Below are 22,414 nucleotides of genomic sequence, written 5' to 3'. Positions count from 1 at the left end.
ATCCCGCCGACGCGTTAACCCGTCGGGGGTATTGATTTCGCGGCTGACGTGCCGGAAGCGACGGCGAACAGGTCCCGTCAAGGTGGCGCGACACGGCGGCGACATCGCGCCGCCCACCGGTCGTCACGTATCGGTCTGGGCCTTCAGGAACAGCGAAAACAGTTCAGACTGCGAATTGATCGCGAGCTTGGCGTAGATGTTGCGCCGGTGCACCTTGACCGTTTCCGCCGAGATGTCCAGCTTGTTCGCGACTTCCTTGTTCGAGCGGCCGCTCAGGATCAGCCGGATCACGTCGAGCTCGCGCGCGGTGAGCGGCGTGCCGAGTCGCGCCATCGCGTGCTCGAATCCGCTCCCGGCACCCGCGCGGGCGTGGGTCCGGCGCGACGGAGCCGGTTCGGCATGCGTGTGCTCGTACGCGAGGCGCTGGCGCATCAGCGCGGCGACCCATGGCCGGACGAGGTCGAGCAAGGCCACCTGCGCGGGACTGAAGCGCCGCTTGCTGCCGAGCGACAGGCACAGCGTGCGCGCATCGTCGAGCACGACGTTGAACTGCACTTCGTCCTCGACGACGTTGTGCGTGAAATAACGCGTGTAGTACTCGGTAGCGCGAAAGCACTCCGGCGCGACGTCGGACAGCCGGAACAGCCCGCTCGTCGGCGCGTCGCGGTTCGCGATGTAGAACGGGTCCAGCAGGTACAGCCCCTGCACGTAGTCGCGGAACAGCGGATCGGGGCCGTCGCCTTCGTACGCGCATTCGGCGAACACCTGCGGGCGGCCGTCGCCGAACATCAGCGCGACCCAGCTGTCGACCGCGACGTATTCCTCGATCAGCCGGATCAGCGCGAGCCAGAAACCCGGCTGGTCGAGCGTCTCGATGAGCCGCCCGACCGAGCGGTGCCAGGCGACGTCCTGCAAGCTCAGGTTCATGCGTATGTCCGTGTCGGGCCGGCCGATGCGCGCTGGCGGTGCCGCGCCGTGCGTGTACGCTACGGGCTCGCGAGCGTTTCCCGCACGCATCGAACGGATCATGGAATGAAGAACGAGATCGTAACGCCGGCCGGCACGAATGGCGAGGCCGGGCGCGGCCGCCGGTTCGCGGCGCTCGCCGTGCACGTCGCGCTGGCGAGTGTCGGGGCGGTCGTCGCGCATGCGGCTCACGCGGCATCGTCCGCGTCGTGCGACGCACAGCTTACGCAACTGATCGTGCCGGCACTGCGGCAGACCGCATTCGACCGGCAGGCGATCCACGCCGAGCCCGCGGCGCTGACCGGTCAGCCGGACGGCGTGCTGGGCGTCCGGTTGTTCGTCACCCCCGACCGTCCGGGCACGCCGAACCGCGACGCGACGATCGGCTGGGTCACGCTCGACACGCATGCGCTGCGTGCGCTCGACGTGACACGCGATCCCGATCAGCCGGACGTGCTGAAGATCGACCGGCACGCGCTGTCGCGCTACGTATCGACGTGCGTCGCGCCACCGGCCGCCTCCGCGCGTACCGATGCGGCCCCGCACGGCGCCGTCGATTGCGACGCGCTGAACCGCCTCGCGCAGGCGCGGGGCGACCGCGTGCCGGGCAGCGACGCCGGGCGCGTCGTGACGGGCAAGGGGCGGCTGCCGTTCTTTGTCGCGCCGGACGACGCGTGCCGGATCGACGGCCTGTTCATCGTCGAGCACGATCACGTCGACGCGCGGACCGAATACGGCCGGTTCACGGCGGTCACGTATCTGAATCCGCGCACGCATGGCATGGCCGACGGCTGGGTGCCGAGCGCGCGATTGAGACCGGACGGCACCGGCATCGCGCCGCGGCAACCCTGATGGCCCGTCCGTATCGACCTTGTCCTCCGAATCGCCCATCTCCATGAACGTCCAGAACCCGAAAACACGCGTGAAGCCATTCGCGGCCACGCTCGCCGTGCTGTTCGTACTCGCCGCGGCGGCGCCCGTTCACGCGGCCGAGCCGGTCCCTCCCGCGCGTCAGCTGCAAAAATTCATCCGCGACACGTACGGCACGTGGCGCGCCGATCGCAAGGGCTGGCAGCCGGATGCGGGCGACTTCATCTATTCGTCGTGCGGCGCGCTGCGCGTCGCGACGGCCGACGGCCCGCGCACGCTGCTCGCGATGTGCGGCGAGACCGAGGCGGCCGTCCAGAACGGGGTGCCGGGCATGGATTCGGACGGCACGCCGGGCACGATCGACCTGTACGTGCTGAAGCCGAGCCAGGACGGCGGCACGCTCGAGCCCGTCGTGAAGAAGACGGATATCGCGTCGGGCAAGCGCGGCGAGCCCGGCACCGTCCGCATCGAGCGGCTCGGCCCGCACCTGTTCGGTTTCGTGATCGGCGACGGCGTCACGCTGCAGGGCTATACGCAGGCGAGCCGGTCGATCTGGCTGCCGCTCGGCAACGCGATCGTCGAAGCCGCGCCGCGCATCAACGAAGCGATGGACAACGGCGGGTCGCTCGATTGCGATCATGCGAAGTCGCATTGCGAGCGCCGCACGTTCGCGATCGTGCCGGATACGACCGGCGCGGGCGACGTCTATCCGCTGACGGTCACGGAGACGGGCGAGCGCGGCGGCAAGGACGTCCGTGCGCGCTACACGGTGAGGTTCGACGCGGCGCGCGGGCGCTACGTGGTGCCGAAGGCGCTGCGGGAGGGGTACTGAGCGGGGCGCGTGCCGGCAGTTGTCGTCGGCTTGATTCGCGCGTCGGTCCTGATAAGCTATCGCGATTCCGAGATGGAGAAGTCGATGACTCCCAGCGCCGATACAACAACGACGACAACAACGATGCCCGTCACGGGCCAACAACTCGACACCCTGATGAATCGGCTCGAGGCCGATCTCGAGGAGAGCGATTCGAGCCGTGAAACCGATCTCGCGGCGAGGTTGCGCGCGCAGCCGTTGCGTGCCGATACGCTCGACGCGGTCGCACGTCTGCACACGCTGTGGATGCACGCGGGCGATCCGGCCGCCGCACGCGCGGTGATCGACGTCGACGGCGCGCTCGTCCACGAGGCCGCCCCGCCCGACGCGCGGCCCGATATCCGCATGCAGCTCGCGCTGTACCGATTGCAGGTCGGTCATCACCTGCGCGAGCACGATTCGGTCGCGCAGGCGATCGGCGAGATGCACGAGGTGGTGCGCACGTCGCCGACGCTCGACGCCGAGCGTTATGTGCGATTGCGCATACTGGATACGCTGGAGCGCGACGGCGCGGCGCATTCGCTCGATGCGATCGAACTGCGGCATGCACTGAACGGCGCGATTGCCGGGCGGGCCCGGTTCCGCGCGTGGGACGAAGCCGACCGGCAATGCCGGCGCGCGTGGGCGCTGCAGCGTCTCGACCGTGCCGCCGACGCGCGCGCGGCCGCCGAAGCCGCCGTGGCGGCGCTCGGCTCGGCCGCCGCCGATCAGGACATCGACGCGTACGACTGGCTGCGCATCGGCCACGCGATCATCGAGATCGCGCCGCTGCAGCTCGATACGATCCGGCAAGCCGTCGAAGCGCGCGTGGCGGACTGGGCGTTGCCGCCGCGTCGGGAGGTGGAGGTCAGGGTCGCACGGCTCGCCGCGCGTGCGGCGCGCGCGCAGGGCGATCTCGACGGGGCGCTCGCGCAGTGTGCATTCGCGAGACACAGCCTCGAGTCGGACGGCGGCGACGATTTCGTCGAATATGAACTGCCGTGGCTGATCGAAGCCGGTCGATTCGACGAAGCCGGCCGCCGTGCATTCTTCCATGTGTACCAGATCGAAGGCAGCATGCTCGACACGGTCGGGCACATCGTTCACGCGCGGCTGGCCGACCCGTCCGACACGTCGGTCTGGTGGCCGCTGTGCGTGATGCGCGCGGCCGGCTTCGGGCCGACGCTCGAGCGGCTGATCGAACTGGGCCAGCAGTGGCGCGACCCGCTGGCATCGGGCTCGCCGGTGCATGCGGCGCTCTTCGCCGCGCTCGGCTCGCTCGATGGCGACGCGCGGCGTCATGCGATCGCCGACGCCGCGCGCGAGCTTGCCGCGCAGCGCGCGCCAGGCCATCCGTGGATCGCGCGGCTCGCGGCGGCCTACGACGGCGAAAACGGCCGGATCGACGCGACGACGCAGGCGGCGCGACTGCTCGCCGCCGCGCAGGAAGGCGACCTGCACGACAATCGCACGGCATTCGTGCTGTTCGGCGCGCGGATCCGCGCGCTCGGCGTCGCGGCCGCGCTGAAGCTGCCGCCGCCATCGCTGCCGAGCGGCCTGTGGAGCTATGCGTTCGCGGTGTCGATCGAGGACGAGGTCGACGACGCGCTCGAAGCGCTGCCGGCGGCGCAGCGCGATGACGTGCGCGCCGATCTGGCACGCCTGCAGACCGCGGTGTACGAGCAGGGGCGGGCGTGCATGGAGCGCTTCTTCGAGACGGGCAACGGGCACCCGTACGATGCGTGCGCGCATCTGTATTCGATGCTGTGCAACAACCTCGCGATTCTTTATCGCGGGGTCGAACGGTACGACGACTCGCTGCAGCTGCATCGCAACGGCATCGCGGCGAGCCCGTTCGCCGAGCATTACGACGGCATACGCTACGTGCTCACGTGTCAGGGCAAGGACGACGAGATGCTCGAAGCGGCCGAGCAGCTGTGGCACTACGCCGCCGAAAACGGATACAGCCGGCACGGGCCGAACGGGTACCTGCGCGACGTCGTGCGTGCGCTGTCGCGCGTCGAGCGATCCAACGAAATGCCGATCTGGCTCGAACGTCTCGTCGGCTGGCAGCGCGATAACGACCAGGTCGACGGGAACCTGCCCGCCGAGGCGTTGAGCGCGCGCTTCATCTTCGCGACCTACATGACGGCGTCGCATCCGGACCAGGCGGCCGCGTTGTACGACGCCGCACGCGCGCAGGCGATCGCGTCGAGCGACCTGAGCGTCCAGCTCGACGCCGGCAACGCGGCGTATCAGCTGCGTCGCGATGCCGACGTCAAGCGCTTCTACGAACACGTGCTGGCTGCCAACCCGCACGCGGCCAAACCGCTCGACCTGAACGTCGAGCTGATCGAGCAGCGGATCCGCGAGGCGAGCGGGCTGGCGCCGGCAGCGGACGCGGACCCCGTGCCCGCCGGGTCGAACAAGCGCTGGTGGAAGTTCTGGCAATGACGGCCGCGCTTCGGCGAGCCGGTTATGCGCCGCGCAATGCGCTGAACGCGGACGCATTGAAAGCCGCGATCGCGGCGCGCAGCACCGCGCGCGGCGACGCGCACGCCGTGCGCGCGTGGCTGCTTAACCATTTCTACCGGCATGTCGTCGCGAATTTCGAACCGGTGCGTACGATCGCATCGCTCGACGATGCGCGGCACGCGCTGGGGCGCGTCGCGCCACCCGAGTGGGTGGCCCGCCGTTTCGGTCCCGCCGCGAAGATGGCGGGCGCATCGCGCGCCGATGCGCCCGCCCCCGTCGTATGGGTCGATCCGGCGGATCCGGCGCTGCTCGCGCTGGAAGCGACGCTCGTCGAGTTTCTCGAGTCGCGCAAGGGCACCGGGCTCGAGGGCAAGCTCGACCGGATCAACTGTCCGCAGGCGCTCGCGTTGTGGGAGCACGAGCATGCGCGGATGGTCGCGCGCGTCGCACGCGGCTGGCGCGAGAGCCGGCCCGAGGCGCTGCGCACGTGGTGCGACACGCCCAACGGACGTTTCGTCGAATTGTTGCCCGACAGCGGGCTGCTGCGCGAGGAAATGGCGTTCGAGAGTTACGTGATGCGTCACTGCCTCGGCCAGTTCGCGGATCGGCGCGCATTGACGGGCGGCTACGGCGAACGCTACGCGCAGGCGATCGAGGCACGCACGCTGCGGCTCCTGAGCTTTCGCGACCCGAACGGCCAGCCGCACATCACGATCAGCGTCGCGATACGCGCGGACGGCGGCCTGGACGTCGATCAGGTGAAGGGCAAGCAGAACCGGCCGCCGATCGAGCGCTACGTCGGCGACCTGCTGACGTGCCTGAATGCGCTCGGCACGACCGATCGCACGCCGGACGACTGCATTGCGATCGGCGTCGTGCGCACGGCGTCCGGCTGGTGCCGGATCGAGGACGTGACCGAGGCCGCGGCGCAAGCGCGACTCGTCGCCCGTCATCCGCAACTGTTCGCGCGGCTCGCCGCGCCGACGCCTGCCGTCGAGTGGCTGGTGGCGGCACGGCAGCCCGAGCTGTTGTCGCGGCGGCCGCCGCGCGCGGCTTCGGTGCGTTATGCGGTGCGCGCGACGGCGCCGCAATCGCAGCCGCCGTCGGTCGATGCCGCGGCCGGGTTCGCGACCGAGGGCGTGTCGTGGCCCGGGTACGAGGGGCGCGGTGCTCAACGGCCGGGCAGTTGAAGGCGCCGCGACCATGACACTGAAGCTGATCGTCGCGCTGTTCATCCTGTGGCGCATCGTCCGCTACCTGCGCCGGCGCGGCCGCGCGCGTGCGTCGGTGCTGTCCGCGCGCAAGCACTGGGCGCTGCTGCTTGCGCTTCCGTACGTGGAGGCGACGGAGTTCTCCCGTTTCAGCGATGCCGATGCGAGCCGCGTGGGCGACGACACGCGCCGGTTCCTGCGCGCGCAGATGCTCCACCAGATGGAATTGCGTACCGACGCGACGGACGACGACGCGCGCGCGCATCTGGCGAGGGTGCTGGAAACGCAGTGGTTCCGGGCCGATCTCCACGCGCTGCACGCCGACGACGAACCGCGCGCCGCGCTCGCGTTCGCCTGCGCGCGGATGGCCTTCTTTGCGCGCGCCGCGATGCTGATGGGCTGGGCCGAGCCGGACGTCGCGTGGCGCGTGCTGCTGCTCAATGCACAGCGTGCGCAGGATTGCTTCGACGGCTGGGAGGATTTCGGCCGCGCGTACGTGGCGGGCCGCAAGCAGTGGGTCACGGCGTTTCGTGCCGATCCGCTCGGTCGCGCGGTCGACGAGGCGGCCGTGCAGCGATGGCTCGCGCCGGCCGACGGCGCGTGGGGGCGGGCGGCCTGGCCGGGCCTCGCGACGTTCGATCCGGAGCCGGTCGCCCGACCGCGTTGATGCCGTCGCCGGCCGGTTTGCGTCGATGCGTTCGTGCGGAGGCGCCGGCATGTCTGATGCGCCGGCGCGGCCGCGCGTCACACGTACAGATAGCGCACGAGGTGGAAGAACACCGGCGCGGCGAAGCAGATCGAGTCGACGCGATCGAGCATCCCGCCGTGGCCGGCGATCATCGAGCCCCAGTCCTTCGTGCCGAGCGAGCGCTTGACGGCCGACAGCACGAGCCCGCCGACGAAACCCGCGATCACGATCGCGAGCGAGATCCCGAATGCCGCGCCGAAGCTGAACGGCGTCACGCGATACAGCGACGCGCCGCACAGCGTGGCCAGCAGCCCGCCGCCGACGAAGCCTTCGACCGTCTTCGACGGCGACAGCTGCGGCGCGATCTTGCGGCGCCCGAACAGCTTGCCGACGACGTATTGCAGCACGTCGCTGATCTGCACGACGAACAGGAAGAAGAACAGCAGCAGCGCGTTCTGCCCCGCGTAGCGCGGAATGTCGAGGATCAGCACGGCCGGCGCATGGCTCAGCCCGTACACGCACACCATCAGCGCCCAGTTGATCTTCGCGTTGCGGCTGAGGAATTCGCGCGTGTCCTGCGTGAGTGCCGAGACGAGCGACATCGCGAAGAACAGGTGGACGGGCACGAAGATCGAATACATCCCGTACCAGTTGATGCCGAGCAGCAGGTACTGCACGGGGATCGCGATGAAGAACGCGATGAAGAGCGTCGTATGGTCGCTCGCCGTGGTCGGCGTGAGCGTGATGAACTCGCGCAGCGTCAGGTACGACAGCAGCGCGAACACTAGATACGTGACGTTGTTGCCGAGGCCGATCGCGACGGCCATGATCGCGATCATCGCCCACCATGCGCGGATGCGCTGGTTCAGGTTGGCGATGGTCGCGTTCTGCCCGCCGCTGCGCGCGCCGAGGATCGCGCCGATCACGGTCGCGACGACGAGCACGCCCGTCACGCCCGCGACCAGTTCCCAGAAGAGGGTTCGCATGGTTGATATCCGGAAAAGGGGAGAAGAGGGCGCCGCGTTCAGCCGGCCGGTCGTTGCGGCGGCGCGAGCGCGATGACCGCGTCGCGCATGCGGGCGAGGAACGTCGGCTTGTCTTCCTGGGCGTCGAGCGCGTCGTTCGCACCGAAATGCACCTTGCAGATCAGCGGCACGGGCCAGATCGCGCCCTTCGGCATGATGCGCTGCAGGTTCTCGAGGTAGACGGGCGCGAGCGCGACGTTCGGGAACTCGGTCGCGAGATGGAACAGCCCGCTCTTGAACGGCTGCGGCAGCACGTCGGCGCCGCGCGTGCCTTCGGGGAAGATGATGATCGAGTGGCCCTGCCGCAGCGCGTCGCGCACGGGGTCGAGCGGGTCGCCGCCCGATTCGCGGTGGCGGTCGATCAGCACGACGTTCAGCAGTTTCCGCGCGATGTGCCGCTTCAGGTCGCTGCTGTCCCAGTAGTCGCGCGCGGCGACCGGCCGCACGACCGCGCGCACGTCGCGCGGCAGCGCGGCGAGAATCGCGAGCGTGTCGATGTGGCTCGTGTGATTCGAGAAATAGATCTTCTGCGTCGGGGACGGCGGCGCCTGATGCCAGACCGGATACGCGCCGGCGACGAGCCGCACGATGGACAGCAGGAAATCGCGCTGCCAGACGTTGAGAATGTTCATCGGCGCGACGCCTCCTGCCTGCATGCGCGGCCCGCTGCGCACGCGCGGCGGGCGGAACCCCGGAATGCCGGCGCGGCAGGATGCGCGCCGGACGGCTCTTGTTTAAATTTTTTCAAATTCGTGGCTGCCTGTCGCAGGTCCGCGATAATCGGACGATTCGCCGTCGCACGCTGTTGCGTCGCGGCGAATGCGCCGGTCGGCGGCGTGATAATCGGCTGTTGCACGAGTGCCCGTCTGCAGTTCGAATGGATCGCGCCGCGATCGGGCCAGCGGATTATCGCGAGTTTCGCCGAAAAACGCCAGATTGGCGCCGCGCGGGCGGGCCGGGCGCATGCTTGACGCATCGGGGCCGCTCGGCGACGATTAGGGCCGTCCAATGAAGGCCGACCAAGGCCGTTACGCCGCCCGGGGCATGGCGGCGGGAAACGTATCCGATAGCGCCGCGCAAATAAAACGATGAGCCTCTACGCACTCAAACCCAAATTCCAGAACCGTCTGCGTCCGTTCGCGGATTCGCTTGCCGCGCGCGGGGTCACGGCCAACCAGGTCACGCTGTTCGCGGCCGGCGGCTCGATCGTCGTCGGCGCGCTTGCCGGGCTCGGCGTGTTCGCCCGCGCGCTGTTCCTGCTGATTCCGCTTTGGCTGTTCGCGCGCATGGCGCTCAACGCGATCGACGGCATGCTCGCGCGCGAGCACGGTCAGAAGAGCACGCTCGGCGCGTACCTGAACGAGCTGGGCGACATCGTGTCCGACGTCGCGCTCGTGCTGCCGTTCCTCGCCATTCCCGCGTTCGCTCCGGCGGACGTCTGGCTGTTCGCGCTGACGGCGGTGATCGTCGAGTGCGCGGGGCTGATCGGCCCGCTCGTCGGCGCGACGCGCCGCTACGACGGCCCGTTCGGCAAGAGCGACCGCGCGCTGGCCCTCGGCGCGTTCGCGCTGTGGATCGGCCTCGGGTTCCCGGTCGGCGGCGTCGCCGCCTGGCTGTGGCGGCTGCTGATCGTGCTGTCGATCGTGACGGCGGTGCGGCGCGTACGGGCCGGGATCGCCGAAGCGGGCGGCTGACGGGCCGGGCGCCGGAGGGCGGCGCCACACCATTCGAATAACGAAACGAGAGAAAGCGCATGAGCACACGCACGGCACGTGAGGCCGGCTTCATCACGCACGACGGCGAAACGCTGTTCTACCGCCACTGGCCCGCGACGGGCCCGCATTGCCGCGGCGCCGTCGTGCTGCTGCATCGCGGCCACGAACATTCGGCGCGCGTCGCGCACCTCGTCGACGAGCTCGACCTGCCCGATTTCGCGTTCTTCGCGTGGGACGCGCGCGGCCACGGCCGCTCGCCCGGCGCGCGCGGCTACAGCCCGAGCGCGGCCGCGTCGGTGCGCGACCTGCAGACCTTCGTCGAGCATATCCGCGACGCGCACGGCATCGCGATCGAGGACATGGCCGTGGTCGGACAGAGCGTCGGCGCGGTGCTCGCGGCCACGTGGGTGCACGACTACGCGCCGCCGATCCGCGCGCTCGTCGTCGCGTCGCCGGCGTTCCACATCAAGCTCTACGTGCCGTTCGCGCGGCCGGGGCTGCGGCTGATGCACAAGCTGCGCGGGCTGTTCTACGTGAACAGCTACGTGAAACCGAAATTCCTCACGCACGATCCCGAGCGGATCGCGAGCTACGCGTCCGATCCGCTGATCACGCGGCCGATCGCGGTCAACATGCTGCTCGACCTGCACGATACCGCGCAGCGGATCGTCGCCGACGCCGCCGCGATCACCGTGCCGACGCAACTGCTGATCTCGGGCGCCGACTGGGTCGTGCATCGCGGCCCGCAGGACCGCTTCTTCGAACGGCTCGGGTCGGCGCGCAAGGAGCGCATCGTGCTGCCGGGTTTCTATCACGACACGCTCGGTGAACGCGACCGCGCACAGGCGCTCGCGCCGCTGCGCGCGTTCGTGCTGCGCGAGTTCGACGCGCCGAGCCCGCGCGTGTCGCTCGCCGACGCCGATCGGCGCGGCGCGTTCCACGACGAATACGCGGCGCTTGGCCGGCCGCCCGCGAACGTGTTCGCGCGGGCGTACTGGGCGCTGACGCGCGCCGGGCTGAAAGCCGGCGGTGCGCTGTCGGACGGCATCGCGCTCGGGCTGCGGCTCGGCTTCGATTCGGGCTCGACGCTCGACTACGTGTACCGCAACCGTGCGCAGGGGCGGCTCGGCGTCGGCGCGCTGATCGACCGCACGTACCTCGATTCGCCGGGCTGGGTCGGCATCCGCCAGCGCAAGGTGCATCTGCAGGAACTGATCGGCGCGGCGATCGGCCGCCTGCGCGGCCACGGCACGCCGGTGCGGATCGTCGACATCGCGGCCGGCCACGGGCGCTACGTGCTCGACGCGATCGCGTCGGCCGCCGAGCGCGACGGCGCGGCGCCGGACGACATCACGCTGCGCGACTACAGCCCGCCGAACGTCGAGGCCGGACGCGTCCTGATCGCGCAGCGCGGCCTCGAGCCGATCGCGCGCTTCGAGCGCGGCGACGCGTTCGACGAGACGTCGCTCGCGACGCTCGAGCCGCGCCCCACGCTCGCGATCGTGTCGGGCCTGTATGAACTGTTCGGCGAGAACGCGCTGATCGAGCGCTCGCTGCGCGGGCTCGCGCGGGCCGTGCCGCCCGGCGGCTATCTCGTCTATACGGGGCAGCCGTGGCATCCGCAGCTGGAATTCATCGCGCGTGCGCTGAACAATCACCGCGGCGAGGCGACCTGGGTGATGCGCCGCCGCTCGCAGGCCGAGATGGACGAGCTCGTCGCGCGCGCGGGCTTCCGCAAGCTCGACCAGCGGATCGACGAGATGGGTATCTTCACGGTCAGCCTCGCGCAGCGGGTCGACGCGCCATGAGCGCGCTCGGCGGGGGCGCGGGCGGCCTCGCCGAGCCGGCGGCCGGCGCGCGCGACGCATCGTTCGCGCTGCGCTTGGGCTGGCTCGCGGCGATGGGCGCCGTGTTCTTCTCGACGTACGGCTTCGCGAACTGGCTCGCCGCGCGCCGCGCGGCGGTGCCGACGTTCGCGTTCGGCTGGGAGCACGCGATCCCGTTCGTGCCGTGGACGATCGTGCCGTACTGGTCGATCGACCTGCTGTATGCGGTGTCGTTCTTCTTCTGGACGCGCCGTGCCGATCTGCTCGATCACGTGAAGCGGCTGCTGACCGTGCAGCTGGTGTCGGTGGCCTGTTTCATCGCGTGGCCGCTGCGCTTCGGGTTCGAGCGGCCCGACGCGGGCGGCGTGGCCGGCGCGCTGTTCACGCTGCTGATGGGCTTCGACAAGCCGTTCAACCAGGCGCCGTCGCTGCATATCGGGCTGCTCGTCGTGCTGTGGGCCGTTTATGCGCGGCACCTGCGCGGTACGGTCGCGCGCGCCGTGCTGCATGTGTGGTTCGCGGCGATCGGCGTGTCGGTGCTGACGACCTACCAGCATCACGCGATCGACGTGCCGACCGGTGCGGCCGTCGGCTGTCTCGCGCTGTTCCTGTTTCCGTTGCGCGATGCGACGGGCCGGCTGCCGGGCGCCGATGCGTCGCCGAGCGCGGCCGGCCGCGCGCTCGCTCGGCGCTATGCGATCGGCGCGGCACTGCTGGCGTGGACGGCCCTGTGGTGCGTGCCGCGCGCGCCGGGCTGGGCGCTGGCGGCCGGGTGGGCCGCGCTGGCGCTCGCGTGTGTCGCGTGGGCGTACCGGCGCGGCGCGCCCGGCGTTTTCCAGAAGGATGCGGATGGACGTCTCCCGGTCTTCATCCGCGCGCTGCTCGCGCCGACGATCGTCGGCGCGTTCGTCAATTCACGGCTGTGGACGTGGCGCCGGCCGGCGCCCGTGCGGATCGACGAGCGCGTGTCGATCGGCCGTACACCGACGACGCGCGACGTGCGCCGCCATGGTTTCACTGCGCTGGTCGACCTGACCGCCGAGATGCCGCGCTGGGCGGCGGACGAAACGTCGCTCGCGTATGCATCCGTGCCGCAGCTCGATCTCGTCGCGCCGACGGCGGCGCAGCTTGCGCAGGCCGTCGCGGCGCTCGAACGCCTGCACGGGGAAGGGCGTGACGTGCTGGTCTGCTGCGCGCTCGGTTATGGACGCAGCGTGCTGTGCGCGGCCGCGTGGCTCGCCGCGCGGCGCGGGCTGGGAGACGCGCGCAACGCGCTGGCCGCGGTGCGCGCGGTGCGGCCGCACGCGGTGTGGTCGGACGAAGGCGTGGCCGTGCTGCAGCAGTGGATCGATCGCCGTCGCGGCACGGGGCGCGAGTGATGCGCGATCCGTCCGCTCCGTTCAGGATTGCCGCCGCGCGCGGCGCGCTCGATGCGGGCGCATGGGCGATCGCGGCCGCGCTGGCCGCGGCCGGCGCGGGCTGGTGGGTCGCGGCGGGCTGGATGCCGGCGACGCTCGCCCGCGTGTTGCTGGCCGTTGTCAGCACGGGGTCGGGGATGGTGGCGCTGTGGTACGCGGTGCGCATCGAGATCGACCGCCGGCTGTTCGCGGCGCTCGCGCGGGCGGCAGCGGGCGACGGGCCCGTCGACGACGCGCTCGCGGCGCTCGACCGCGCGCTCGCCGATCTCGGCTGGATCGACGCGGCCAAGGCCGGCCGTACGCTCGATGCACGCGTGCGCGGCGCGGTCGGGCTGTGCCGGGCCGGTGTGCTCGTGGCGATCGTGCAGTGGCTGGCGGTCGGGATCGCGATCGCGGTGTCGCGGATCGGTTAGCGCCGCCCGCCGCCCGCCGCCCGTCAAGCGTGCGCCGCGCGCCGCGAGCGCGTGCGCTTCACTTCATACATGGCCCGATCGGCATGCTCGATCAGCGCGGTCATGTCGGTGCCGTCGTCCGGCAGCATCGCGACGCCGATGCTGACGCCCAGCCGCAGCGCATGCCCGTCGAATTCGAACGGTTCGCCGACTTGCCGCGCGAGCCGTGCGCTGTGCGTGTGCGCGTCGTCGCGGGTGCCGATGTTCGGCAGGATCACCGCGAATTCGTCGCCGCCGATGCGCGCGACCGTGTCCGAGCGCCGCACCGCACCCTGCATCCGCGTGGCGATTTCGCACAGCGCGGCGTCGCCCGCGCGGTGGCCGAGCCCGTCGTTGATCGGCTTCAGCCCGTCCATGTCGATGTTGAGAATGCCGAGCCGGCCGTTCGCGCGCAGTGCTGTATGCATCGACTGGCGCAGGCGGTCGTAGAACAGCGCGCGGTTCGGCAGGCCCGTGAGCGCGTCGTGCGTCGCGCGCAGGTACAGCTCGTTGGCCTCGTTGCGCGCCGCGTGGAACATCGCGGCGGCGATCAGGCCGGCCGTCAGCCGCAGCGTGCCGGCGTCGGCAGGCGAGAAGCCGTCGACGTGCGGCGACATCACCTTCAGCACGCCGACGGTCGTGTCGGCATGCGTGAGCGGCACGACGAGCATCGAGCGCAGGCCGACCCGGCGGCACGCATCGCGATCGACGCGCGGGTCGGTTTCCGAATCGACGCAGTGCAGCAGTTCGCCTTGCTGCACGCACCGGCCCGACAGGCTGCCCGAGCGGCGCAGCCGCAGGCCGAGCATCCCGGCGGCGGTGCCCGACGCGGCGCGGTACACCATGTCGTCGCCCTCGGCAAACTCGACCGCGGCGGCGCTCGCGCCCGTGAGCTGCGGCACCTGCTCGGCCACGTAGGCCATCACGCTGCCGAGGTCGAGGCCGAGCTTCGCGATCTCGGTCTGCAGGGCGATGATGCGCAGCAGCGTGTCGGAGGACGGGGTGGCGGTATCGACGATTTGATTCAAGTCAGTGATCCATCAAAGAAAGCGCATCCGGCGTCGCGGGTTTGCGGTAGCATACGCGCCGCATCGCGGCGGCGTGCCCCGGGCGGTCCGTCACGGGCCGCCGCCGGCCAGCCGCACGGCGCCGGCAGTATGCCGTTCGGCTCGCCCGGCGACAACGGCGCAATTCTTACCATTCGTCCCTCTCGTGCAGCATTTCCGACTCGATTGAGGTTTTTTTCGCTTCATCGGCGCGAATTCGCGTAAGTTTTGTCCTATTTTTGAGATAGTGTGACGAATGGGCGCGCGCCCGTGCCAGGCGTGCGCAGCACGGCGACGGCCGTTAAAGAATCCGCCGCGTCGTTTCGATAAATGCATCAGGCCAGGTCGCCATATGAGGGGAAGCAGTGGGGATGTGCACTCACGGGCATAGCTGCTTGACGCGCGTCGGTTCGGACGCGCTTGATGACCGGATCAACCAGACGACACGGAGGGGCGCATGAAGCCGGCCGCGTCGCTGCTCGTCCTGTCGGTCGCCATGGTTGGCGCTTTTCACACGGCAGTGCTGTCGGCCGCGCCGATGCCGGCGGTGCCGGCCGCCGCGTCGGCCGCCGGGCCCGCCGATGCGTCCGCTCCGGTGCTCGCGGCCGCGCCGGCCGTGGCCAGCGCGTCGTCCGCCGGCTTGCCGGCGACCACCGTGCATCTGCCGTTCGCGTCGCTCGGCGCGTTCGATCCGCTGCGCCTGCGCGGCGCCGACGACGCGCGCACGATCAACGCCGGCGTGCGGCTCGACCGCGTGGTCACGGGGGCGCGGTTGCGCCCGACCTACGCGTATTCGCCGTCGCTGGTCTTCCCGATGTCGCACCTGAAGGTGTCGGTGAACGGCGAGGTGATCGCGACCGTCCCGTTCGACGCCGCGCGCGCGGGCCGCACGGTCACGCAGGAGATTCCGATCGATCCGCGCTACTTCTCGGATTTCAACCAGATCGGTCTGCGCCTGATCGCGCACTACACGCTCGACCATTGCGAGGATCCGTCGAACTCGGCGCTGTGGGCCGACGTGAGCCCGACGAGCGAACTGATCCTCGACGAATCGCCGGTGCGCTTGCCGAACGATCTCGCGCTGCTGCCCGCGCCGTTCTTCGACCGGCGCGACAACGGCCGCGTGCGGCTGCCGTTCGTGCTGCCGGCAGCGCCCGATTCGGCGACGCTGCGCAGCGCGGGTGTGCTCGCGTCGTGGTTCGGCGCGCTGGCCGATTACCGGCATGCGCGCTTCCCGGTATCGTCCGCGCTGCCGGCCGACGACCAGGCGGTGGTGGTCGGCACGGCCGCGACGCTACCGGCCGGGCTCGCGCTGCCGCCGGTCAACGGCCCGCTGCTCGCGGTCGCCGACAACCCGGCCGCGCCGGGGCGCAAGCTGCTGGTCGTCACGGGCCGCACGGCGGCCGAAGTCGACGACGCGGTCGCCGCGCTCGTGCTCGGCCGTGCGGCGCTGTCGGGGCCGACGGCGACGGTCGCGCACGTCGATCTCGGCGCACCGCGCAAGCCGTACGACGCGCCGCGCTGGCTGCCCGTGAACCGACCGATCACGTTCCGCGAGCTCGTCAACGATCCGCGCCAGCTGGAAGTGCGCGGCACGACGCCCGACGCGATCCGGCTGAACCTGCGCGTGCCGGCCGATCTGCACTCGTGGAACGGCGCGGGCGTGCCGATCACGCTGCGCTACCGCTACACGGCGCCGACCGTGCAGGACAACTCGACGCTCGCCGTCGAGATCAACGACCAGCTCGTAAAGTCGTACCGGCTCGGGCCGGCCCATGCCGAGGACGCGCACGGCCGCATGCAGCTGCCGCTGCTGTCGGTGCCGGAAGGGCGCGTGACGAGCGATGTCGACATTCCCGCGTTCCGCGTCGGCAGCGGCAACCAGCTGCAGTTCCGCTTCACGCTCGATTCGCAGAAGACGGGCCTGTGCTCGAGCACGGCGACCGAGCCGCAGCGCGCGGCGATCGATCCCGATTCGACGATCGACTTCTCGCATTTCGTCCACTACGCGCAACTGCCGAACCTCGCGTTCTTCGCGAACAGCGGTTTCCCGTTCACGCGCTTCGCCGACCTGTCGCAGACGGCCGTGGTGCTGCCCGACCGGCCGTCGCCGCAGGAACTCGAGGCCTATCTGACGATGCTCGGCCACATGGGCGAATGGACCGGCTTCCCGGCGCTGCGCGTGCAGATCGCCCGGCCCGGCGACGTCGCCGCATTGGCGGGCAGCAAGGACCTGCTCGTGATCGACGGCTCGCCCACGTCGCCGTTGCTGGCGCACTGGCGTGCGGCGCTGCCGCTCGCGATCGGCGAGCAGGGCGGCGCCGGCGCGACGCGCGTCGCGTTCTCGGTGAAGGAGCGCTGGCGCAACGGCGTCGGTCTCGCGGACGGCGGCGCGCATATCGAACAGACGGGGCCGCTCGCGGCGCTCGCCGGTTTCGAGCTGCCGGGCAGCCACGGCCGCAGCGTCGTCGCGCTGACCGCGACCGACCAGCCGCGTCTCGGCGATCTGCTCAACGTGTTCGAGAACGCCGGCCTCGTCGCGCAGCTGCAGGGCGACCTCGCGGTGGTGCGGCCGGGGCAGGTCGACAGCCTGCGGGTCGGCGAGCCTTACGTGGTCGGTTTCGTGCCGTGGTATGCGCGTGTCTGGACGCATGCGGCGCGGCATCCGGTCGTGCTCGGCGCGGTGGGCGTCGTCGCGGGGCTGCTGCTCGCGCTCGGCGTGTTCAGCGTGCTGCAGAGGATCGCCGCGCGTCGACGGGGGATGTAACGGATGGCGCGGGCAATGACGAAGCGACGGGCAGCGCGGCCGGCGCGGCGTGTCGGCGCGACACTCGCGCTGGCGGTTGCGGTGACGTGCGCGGCGGCCGGCCTGGCCGCGCGGGCGCACGCGGCCGGGGGCGGCGCGACCGATGCGGCCAGCGCGGGATGCAGTGCGGCGTGGCCGCGCTGGGATGCGTTCAAGCGCGATTTCATCTCGGCCGACGGCCGCGTGATCGACGTCGGCTCGGCCGATTCGCGCACGGTGTCGGAGGGGCAGGCCTATGGACTTTTCTTCGCGCTGGTCGCGAACGACCGGCGCACGTTCGACACGATCCTCGCATGGACCGAGAACAACCTCGCGCAGGGCGACCTGAGCGCGCATCTGCCCGCGTGGCTGTGGGGCCGCGCGCCCGACGGCGCGTGGCGCGTGCTCGACGCCAACGCGGCGTCGGACGCCGATCTGTGGATCGCGTACGCGCTCGTCGAGGCCGGCCGGCTGTGGCACGAGCGCAGCTATACGGCACGCGGCGCGCTGCTCGCGAAGCGCGTGCTCGACGACGAGACGGCGACCGTGCCGGGCCTCGGCCTCACGCTGCTGCCGGGGTCGACCGGGTTCAAGCTCGCCAACGGCCAGTTCCGCGTGAATCCGAGTTATTCGCCGCCGCAGGTGATCCGCGCGCTCGGCGCGCGCCTGCCCGACGACCGGCGCTGGGCCGCACTGGCATCCAGCACCGGGCGCGTGCTGCTCGACACGGCGCCGAAGGGTTTCTCGCCGGACTGGGCGCTGTATCGCGCGGGCACGGGCTTCGGCCCCGATCCGCAGACGCACGCGGAGAGCGCGTACAACGCGATCCGCGTGTATTTGTGGGCCGGCATGCTCGACCGTGCCGATCCGCTCGCCGCGCCGCTGCTCGCACGCTTCGCGCCGTTCGCCGACCATATCGCCGCGCATGGCGCACCGCCGGAGAAGGTCGATACGACGACGGGCGTCGCGGGGCCGAACGACGGCAACGGCGGGTTTTCGGCGGCGGCCGTGCCGTTCCTCGATGCGCGCGGCCAGCACGCGCTTGCCGATGCGCAGGCGGCCCGCGTCGATACGCTCGCGCGGCAGTCGGCGCCCGGCTATTACACGAGCGTGCTGACGCTGTTCGGCCTCGGCTGGCGCGACGGCCGCTACCGGTTCGGCGCGGACGGCACGCTCGACACCCGCTGGGGAGGCCGCTCGTGCGCCGCCCGCTGAAACGCGCCGCGCCGCACGTCGCGGGATTCGCGTGGCTCGCGTCGTCGATGTGCGCGGCGGCGGCGGGCGCCGCATCCGGCACGGCGATGGCGAACCCCGCGGCGCCGGCGACTGCCGCGTCGGCCGACGCGCAGCGTCAACTCGACACCGCGCGGATGTGGGGCGTCAAGCATCGCGACGATCTCGCGCGCGATGCGCTGCGCAAGGGTCTGCTGATCGCGCCGGGCGATCCCGAGCTGCTGGCCGAACAGGTCCGCGTGCTGCTGCGGCTCGGCGACGCGAAAGGCGCGCAGGCGTCGCTGGCGCGCCTGCAGGCGCAGTCGCCGAATGCGCCCGCCACGCGGCGCGTGGCCGACGAATACCGTGTCGCGACGAGCGGGCGCGGCGAGATGGCGCAGATTCGCCTGCTCGCGCGCAGCGGCCGCGCCGACGAAGCCGCGCGGCGGATCGTCGCGCTGTTTCCGAACGGCGCGCCGTCGGGTGCGCTTGGCGCCGAGTATTACGAGATCCGCGCGAATGCGCCGGGTGGCCGCGAGTCGGCGCTTGCCGCGCTGCGCCGCAGGGTCGCGGCCGATCCGCAGGACACCAGCGCGGCCATGGCGCTGGCGCGGTTGCTGAACCAGCATGCCGATACGCGCGCGGAGGCCAACCGGATCGCCTGGTCACTCGCGAAGCGGGACGACGCCGACCATACCGAGGCGATGTCGCTGTGGCGCCGCGTGCTGCAGTCGGCCGGCGACGATCCCGCGTATCTCGACGCGCTGCATGCGTATCTCGCGCTCACGCCGGACGACACCGAATTCCGCGACCGTGCGGCCGGTCTCGACCGGCAGCGCGACGCGCGGCGCCGGCTCGAACGCGACCCCGACTACATCGCGCAGCAGCGCGGGCTGCAGGCGCTCGCGCGCGGCGACCTGGCCGCGGCCGATCCGCTGCTGTCGCGGGCGGCGCGTGCGCGAGCGGACGACGCGGACGCGCTCGGCGGCCTCGGCCTGCTGCGCCTGCGCGAAGGGCGGCACGACGAAGCGCGCGCGCTGTTCACGCAGGCCGCGGCGCGCGCGACCGATCAACGCGGGAAATGGCAAGGCCTCGCACGCACCGCGCAGTTCTGGGGGCTGCTCGCGCAAGGCCGCGAAGCGGCCAACGCGGGGCGCCCGCAGGAGGCCGAACGCGCGGCGCGGGCGGCGCTCGCGATGCAGCCGGGCAGTCCGGACGCGAAGCTGCAGCTTGCCGATGCGTTGCTCGCGCAGCGCGACTGGGCGCACGCGGAGCCGTTGCTGCGTGAATTGCTGGCGGCACGTTCGCCGGCGCTGTCGGCCGTGCGCGGCACGGCCACGCTCTATGAAAACACCGGCCGCGCGGACCGGGTCGGCCCGCTGCTCGACGCGCTGCAAGGTCGCGTGACGGGCCGCGACGATCGCCGCGCGCTCGACGGCCTGCGGGCCGACCTGCTCGCGAACCAGGCGCGCGCATTGGCCGACAAGGGCGAACGCGGCCCGGCCGCGCAACGCTACGAGGCGGCCGTGCGTGCGGCGCCCGACGCGCCGTGGACGCGCTTCGCGCTCGCGCGCCTCTATCGCGACATGGGGTTGCCGCAGCTCGGCCGCACGGTGATGGACGACGGGCTCGCGCAGGGCGATACGCCGGAGATGCGCTACGCGATCGCGTTGTACCGCAATTCGCTCGACGATGTCGCGGGCGCGCAGGCCGCGCTGGCCCCGGTCGACGACGCGCACCGTTCGGACGGAATGCGCGCGCTCGCGCGCAAGCTCGACGCCGAACATGCGCTGGCCGACGCACGCGGTACGCTCGCGCGCGGCGACCGCGCGGCGTTCGCCGCGTCGCTCGCGCACGCGCAGGCGAGCGCGCCGGACGATCCCGACATGCTCGCCGCGATCGGCGCGCAGTGGATCGACGCGGGCGAACCCGAACGCGGCCTCGCGCTGCTGCACGACTGGATCGTCGCGCATCCGCGCGAAGCCGATGCCGACGTGCGGCTGCGTTACGGCGATCTGCTCGGCAGCGCGGGGCGTGACGACGCGCTCGCCGCGTGGCTCGACACGTTGCGGCGCGAAGCGTCGCTGACCCCGGCGCAGACCGCGCGGATCGAGGACCAGTCGCTGCGGCTCGTGCTGCGGCAGACCGACGAAGCGATCGCGCGGCAGGACTATGCACGGGCGCGCACGCTGCTCGATCGTGCGAGTCCGGCCGGCAGAGCGGACAAGCGTCACGCGCTCGAGCTGGCCGATCTCGAACGCGCGCAGGGCCATTACGGCGCCGCGCGCGACGCGCTCGCGCCGGTCGTCGCGCGCACGCCGGACGACGCCGATACGCAGCTCGCGCTCGCACGGATCGACGAGGACAGCGGCAACCGGGCCGCCGCGCTGGCGCGCGTCCAGGCCGTGCTCGCGCGTACGCCGGACGACGACGTCGACACGCAACTGTCGGCCGTGCGCCGCCTGAACGCGCTGCGCCGCCCGGACGAAGCCGCGCAGGTGACGGACCGGCTGCACGCCGCGCATCCGGCGCGCGCCGACGTGACGGTCGCGGCCGGGCGCGTGGCCGAGGCGCAGGGCCGCTACGACGACGCGGCGTCGCTGTACCGGCTGTCGCAGTCTCAGGAACGCGCGACGGGCGTGAGCCCGGGCCGCGACGGCCTGACGCCCGCGCGGGCCGCGTTCGCGGAGCTCGAACAGCGGCGCAATCCCGAAATCGAGACCGGCTGGACGCCCGCGTACAAGTCGGGCGACGAAGGCGTCTCGTCGTATCGCGCCCAGCAGGTGCCGATCTATCTGCAGATGCCGGTCCGCTACGACGGGCACGTGTTCGCGCAGATCGATACCGTGCATCTCGACCCGGGCACGCTCGATACGAGCGACCCGGATGCGTATGCGCTGAAGACGTTCGGCACCTACGCGGCGCTCAAGGCCCCGGGCGGCCTGCCGCCGCCGTTCCAGACGAATCCGTCGGCCGCCGCGCTGCTCGCGAATCCGCCGGGTTCGCTGCACCAGTCGACGACGGGCGTCGCGCTCGGCGCCGGTTATCTGTCGGACGCATGGCGCTTCGACCTCGGCACGTCGCCGCTCGGCTTCCCCGTGCACTACCTCGTCGGCGGCGTGCGCTACCGCTTCGACGCGGGCCCGGCAAGCTTCAGCGTGAATGCGTCGCGGCGGCCGGAAACGAGCAGCGTGCTGTCGTATGCGGGGATGCGCGACCCATGGACGGGTGCGGTCTGGGGCGGCGTGCGCCGCGACGGCGTGAACCTGCGCGCGTCGGTCGACGTCGGCCGCACGAACCTGTTCGCGGAACTCGGCGCGGGCGTGCTGTCCGGCCGCAACGTCGAACGCAACGCGGAAGTCACGCTGCGCACCGGCTTCACGGTGCCCGTGTACGAACGCGCGACGATGAAGGTCAGCACCGGCCTCGTCGGCAATGCGTGGCACTACGCGCAGAACCTGCGCTACTACACGTACGGGCAGGGCGGCTACTACAGCCCGCAACGCTACCTGTCGCTCGGCGTGCCGATCGAATGGGCGGGGCGGTACGACGCGCTGTCGTGGGACCTGACCTTTACGGGCGGGATCTCGAACAGCTTCGAGAAGGATTCGCTGTACTACCCGACGTTCTCGGGCCAGCGGGCCGCGCAGGTCGCGGCCGGGTTTGTGTACGCGGGCAGCTCGACGCGCGGCGTGTCGTTCTCGTACGGCTTCAACGGCATCGCCGAGTACCGCGTGAACCCGCACCTGAGTGTCGGCGCGCAACTGCATGTCGACCGGTCGCACGACTACGCGCCGAGCTCGGCGCTCGTGTACCTGCGCTATGCGTTCGATGCGCGCGCAGCGCAGCTGGCTCGTCACGCCGACGCCGGTGCGGCTTTATTCGGATTACTAGGG

Annotated in this window: 16 protein-coding genes and 1 pseudogene; 12 read left to right on the top strand and 5 right to left on the bottom strand. The window is 71.3% G+C overall.

The window, feature by feature from the left end:
- Nucleotides 1–123: 123 nt before the first annotated feature.
- Nucleotides 124–927 (bottom strand): helix-turn-helix transcriptional regulator, encoded by an 804-nt coding sequence (locus HWX00_RS04810; RefSeq protein ID WP_124609361.1) that lies wholly within the window; start codon nucleotides 925–927, stop codon nucleotides 124–126.
- 105 nt (nucleotides 928–1,032) lie between these two features.
- Here HWX00_RS04810 and HWX00_RS04805 point away from each other — a divergent pair, with 105 nt between their 5' ends.
- The 5 genes from HWX00_RS04805 (at nucleotide 1,033) to HWX00_RS04785 (ending at nucleotide 7,039) form a co-directional block, all read left to right on the top strand.
- Complete coding sequence (locus HWX00_RS04805; RefSeq protein ID WP_226194075.1) at nucleotides 1,033–1,818, top strand: hypothetical protein; 786 nt, start codon at nucleotides 1,033–1,035, stop codon at nucleotides 1,816–1,818.
- 43 nt (nucleotides 1,819–1,861) lie between these two features.
- Nucleotides 1,862–2,668, top strand: coding sequence for a topoisomerase IV (locus HWX00_RS04800; RefSeq protein WP_175029166.1), 807 nt, complete (start codon nucleotides 1,862–1,864; stop codon nucleotides 2,666–2,668).
- Nucleotides 2,669–2,824: 156 nt separating this feature from the next.
- Nucleotides 2,825–5,140: a hypothetical protein gene (locus HWX00_RS04795; RefSeq protein WP_175029167.1), complete on the top strand. Its 2,316-nt coding sequence runs from the start codon at nucleotides 2,825–2,827 to the stop codon at nucleotides 5,138–5,140.
- On the top strand, nucleotides 5,137–6,351 hold the full coding sequence (locus HWX00_RS04790) for a hypothetical protein (protein ID WP_175029168.1): 1,215 nt from the start codon (nucleotides 5,137–5,139) through the stop codon (nucleotides 6,349–6,351). The genes HWX00_RS04795 and HWX00_RS04790 overlap by 4 nt, the downstream gene beginning before the upstream one ends.
- Before the next feature lie 13 nt (nucleotides 6,352–6,364).
- Nucleotides 6,365–7,039 carry a DUF1266 domain-containing protein gene (locus tag HWX00_RS04785; protein ID WP_175029169.1) on the top strand — a complete coding sequence of 225 codons (675 nt, stop codon included), beginning with the start codon at nucleotides 6,365–6,367 and terminating at the stop codon, nucleotides 7,037–7,039.
- Nucleotides 7,040–7,116: 77 nt separating this feature from the next.
- Here HWX00_RS04785 and HWX00_RS04780 read toward each other — a convergent pair whose 3' ends face one another.
- The 3 genes from HWX00_RS04780 to HWX00_RS04770 form a co-directional block, all read right to left on the bottom strand.
- On the bottom strand, nucleotides 7,117–8,046 hold the full coding sequence (locus HWX00_RS04780; RefSeq protein WP_034186724.1) for a phosphatidate cytidylyltransferase: 930 nt from the start codon (nucleotides 8,044–8,046) through the stop codon (nucleotides 7,117–7,119).
- Between the two features lie 38 nt (nucleotides 8,047–8,084).
- Complete coding sequence (locus tag HWX00_RS04775) at nucleotides 8,085–8,717, bottom strand: lysophospholipid acyltransferase family protein (protein ID WP_034186775.1); 633 nt, start codon at nucleotides 8,715–8,717, stop codon at nucleotides 8,085–8,087.
- Nucleotides 8,718–8,819: 102 nt separating this feature from the next.
- On the bottom strand, nucleotides 8,820–9,050 hold the full coding sequence (locus HWX00_RS04770) for a hypothetical protein (protein ID WP_154233710.1): 231 nt from the start codon (nucleotides 9,048–9,050) through the stop codon (nucleotides 8,820–8,822).
- A 123-nt stretch (nucleotides 9,051–9,173) separates the two neighbouring features.
- Here HWX00_RS04770 and HWX00_RS04765 point away from each other — a divergent pair, with 123 nt between their 5' ends.
- Genes HWX00_RS04765 through HWX00_RS04750 form a run of 4 tightly spaced genes read left to right on the top strand, consistent with a single transcriptional unit; the run spans nucleotide 9,174 to nucleotide 13,457 of the window.
- Nucleotides 9,174–9,779: a CDP-alcohol phosphatidyltransferase family protein gene (locus HWX00_RS04765; protein WP_034186725.1), complete on the top strand. Its 606-nt coding sequence runs from the start codon at nucleotides 9,174–9,176 to the stop codon at nucleotides 9,777–9,779.
- 59 nt (nucleotides 9,780–9,838) lie between these two features.
- Nucleotides 9,839–11,608, top strand: coding sequence for a bifunctional alpha/beta hydrolase/class I SAM-dependent methyltransferase (locus HWX00_RS04760; protein ID WP_124609365.1), 1,770 nt, complete (start codon nucleotides 9,839–9,841; stop codon nucleotides 11,606–11,608).
- Entirely contained in the window at nucleotides 11,605–13,005 is a 1,401-nt protein-coding gene (locus HWX00_RS04755; protein ID WP_175029170.1) for a phosphatase PAP2/dual specificity phosphatase family protein, read from the top strand. Before HWX00_RS04760 ends, HWX00_RS04755 begins: the two co-directional genes overlap by 4 nt.
- A complete protein-coding gene (locus HWX00_RS04750) occupies nucleotides 13,005–13,457 on the top strand; it encodes a hypothetical protein (protein ID WP_059557015.1) in 453 nt (150 codons plus the stop codon). The genes HWX00_RS04755 and HWX00_RS04750 overlap by 1 nt, the downstream gene beginning before the upstream one ends.
- 23 nt (nucleotides 13,458–13,480) lie before the next feature.
- On the opposite strand, the gene HWX00_RS04745 is transcribed toward HWX00_RS04750, so the two are convergent.
- Nucleotides 13,481–14,503: a sensor domain-containing diguanylate cyclase gene (locus tag HWX00_RS04745; protein WP_175029391.1), complete on the bottom strand. Its 1,023-nt coding sequence runs from the start codon at nucleotides 14,501–14,503 to the stop codon at nucleotides 13,481–13,483.
- 475 nt (nucleotides 14,504–14,978) lie between these two features.
- On the opposite strand from HWX00_RS04745, the gene bcsB reads away from it, so the two are divergent.
- The 3 genes and pseudogenes from bcsB (at nucleotide 14,979) to HWX00_RS04730 (ending at nucleotide 22,412) form a co-directional block, all read left to right on the top strand.
- Nucleotides 14,979–17,288 (top strand): cellulose biosynthesis cyclic di-GMP-binding regulatory protein BcsB, encoded by a 2,310-nt coding sequence (bcsB, locus tag HWX00_RS04740; RefSeq protein ID WP_175029390.1) that lies wholly within the window; start codon nucleotides 14,979–14,981, stop codon nucleotides 17,286–17,288.
- A 3-nt stretch (nucleotides 17,289–17,291) separates the two neighbouring features.
- Nucleotides 17,292–18,521 (top strand): cellulose synthase complex periplasmic endoglucanase BcsZ, encoded by a 1,230-nt coding sequence (gene bcsZ, locus HWX00_RS04735; RefSeq protein WP_034186731.1) that lies wholly within the window; start codon nucleotides 17,292–17,294, stop codon nucleotides 18,519–18,521.
- A pseudogene (locus HWX00_RS04730) lies at nucleotides 18,506–22,412 on the top strand (cellulose synthase subunit BcsC-related outer membrane protein). The gene bcsZ and the pseudogene HWX00_RS04730 overlap by 16 nt, the downstream one beginning before the upstream one ends.
- Nucleotides 22,413–22,414 lie beyond the last annotated feature (2 nt).

It is taken from the genome of Burkholderia seminalis DSM 23518 (assembly GCF_902832885.1).
Lineage (GTDB): Bacteria > Pseudomonadota > Gammaproteobacteria > Burkholderiales > Burkholderiaceae > Burkholderia > Burkholderia seminalis.
The sequence above is the reverse complement of the archived record's forward strand: the minus strand, read 5'-3'. Positions and strand labels throughout refer to the sequence as shown.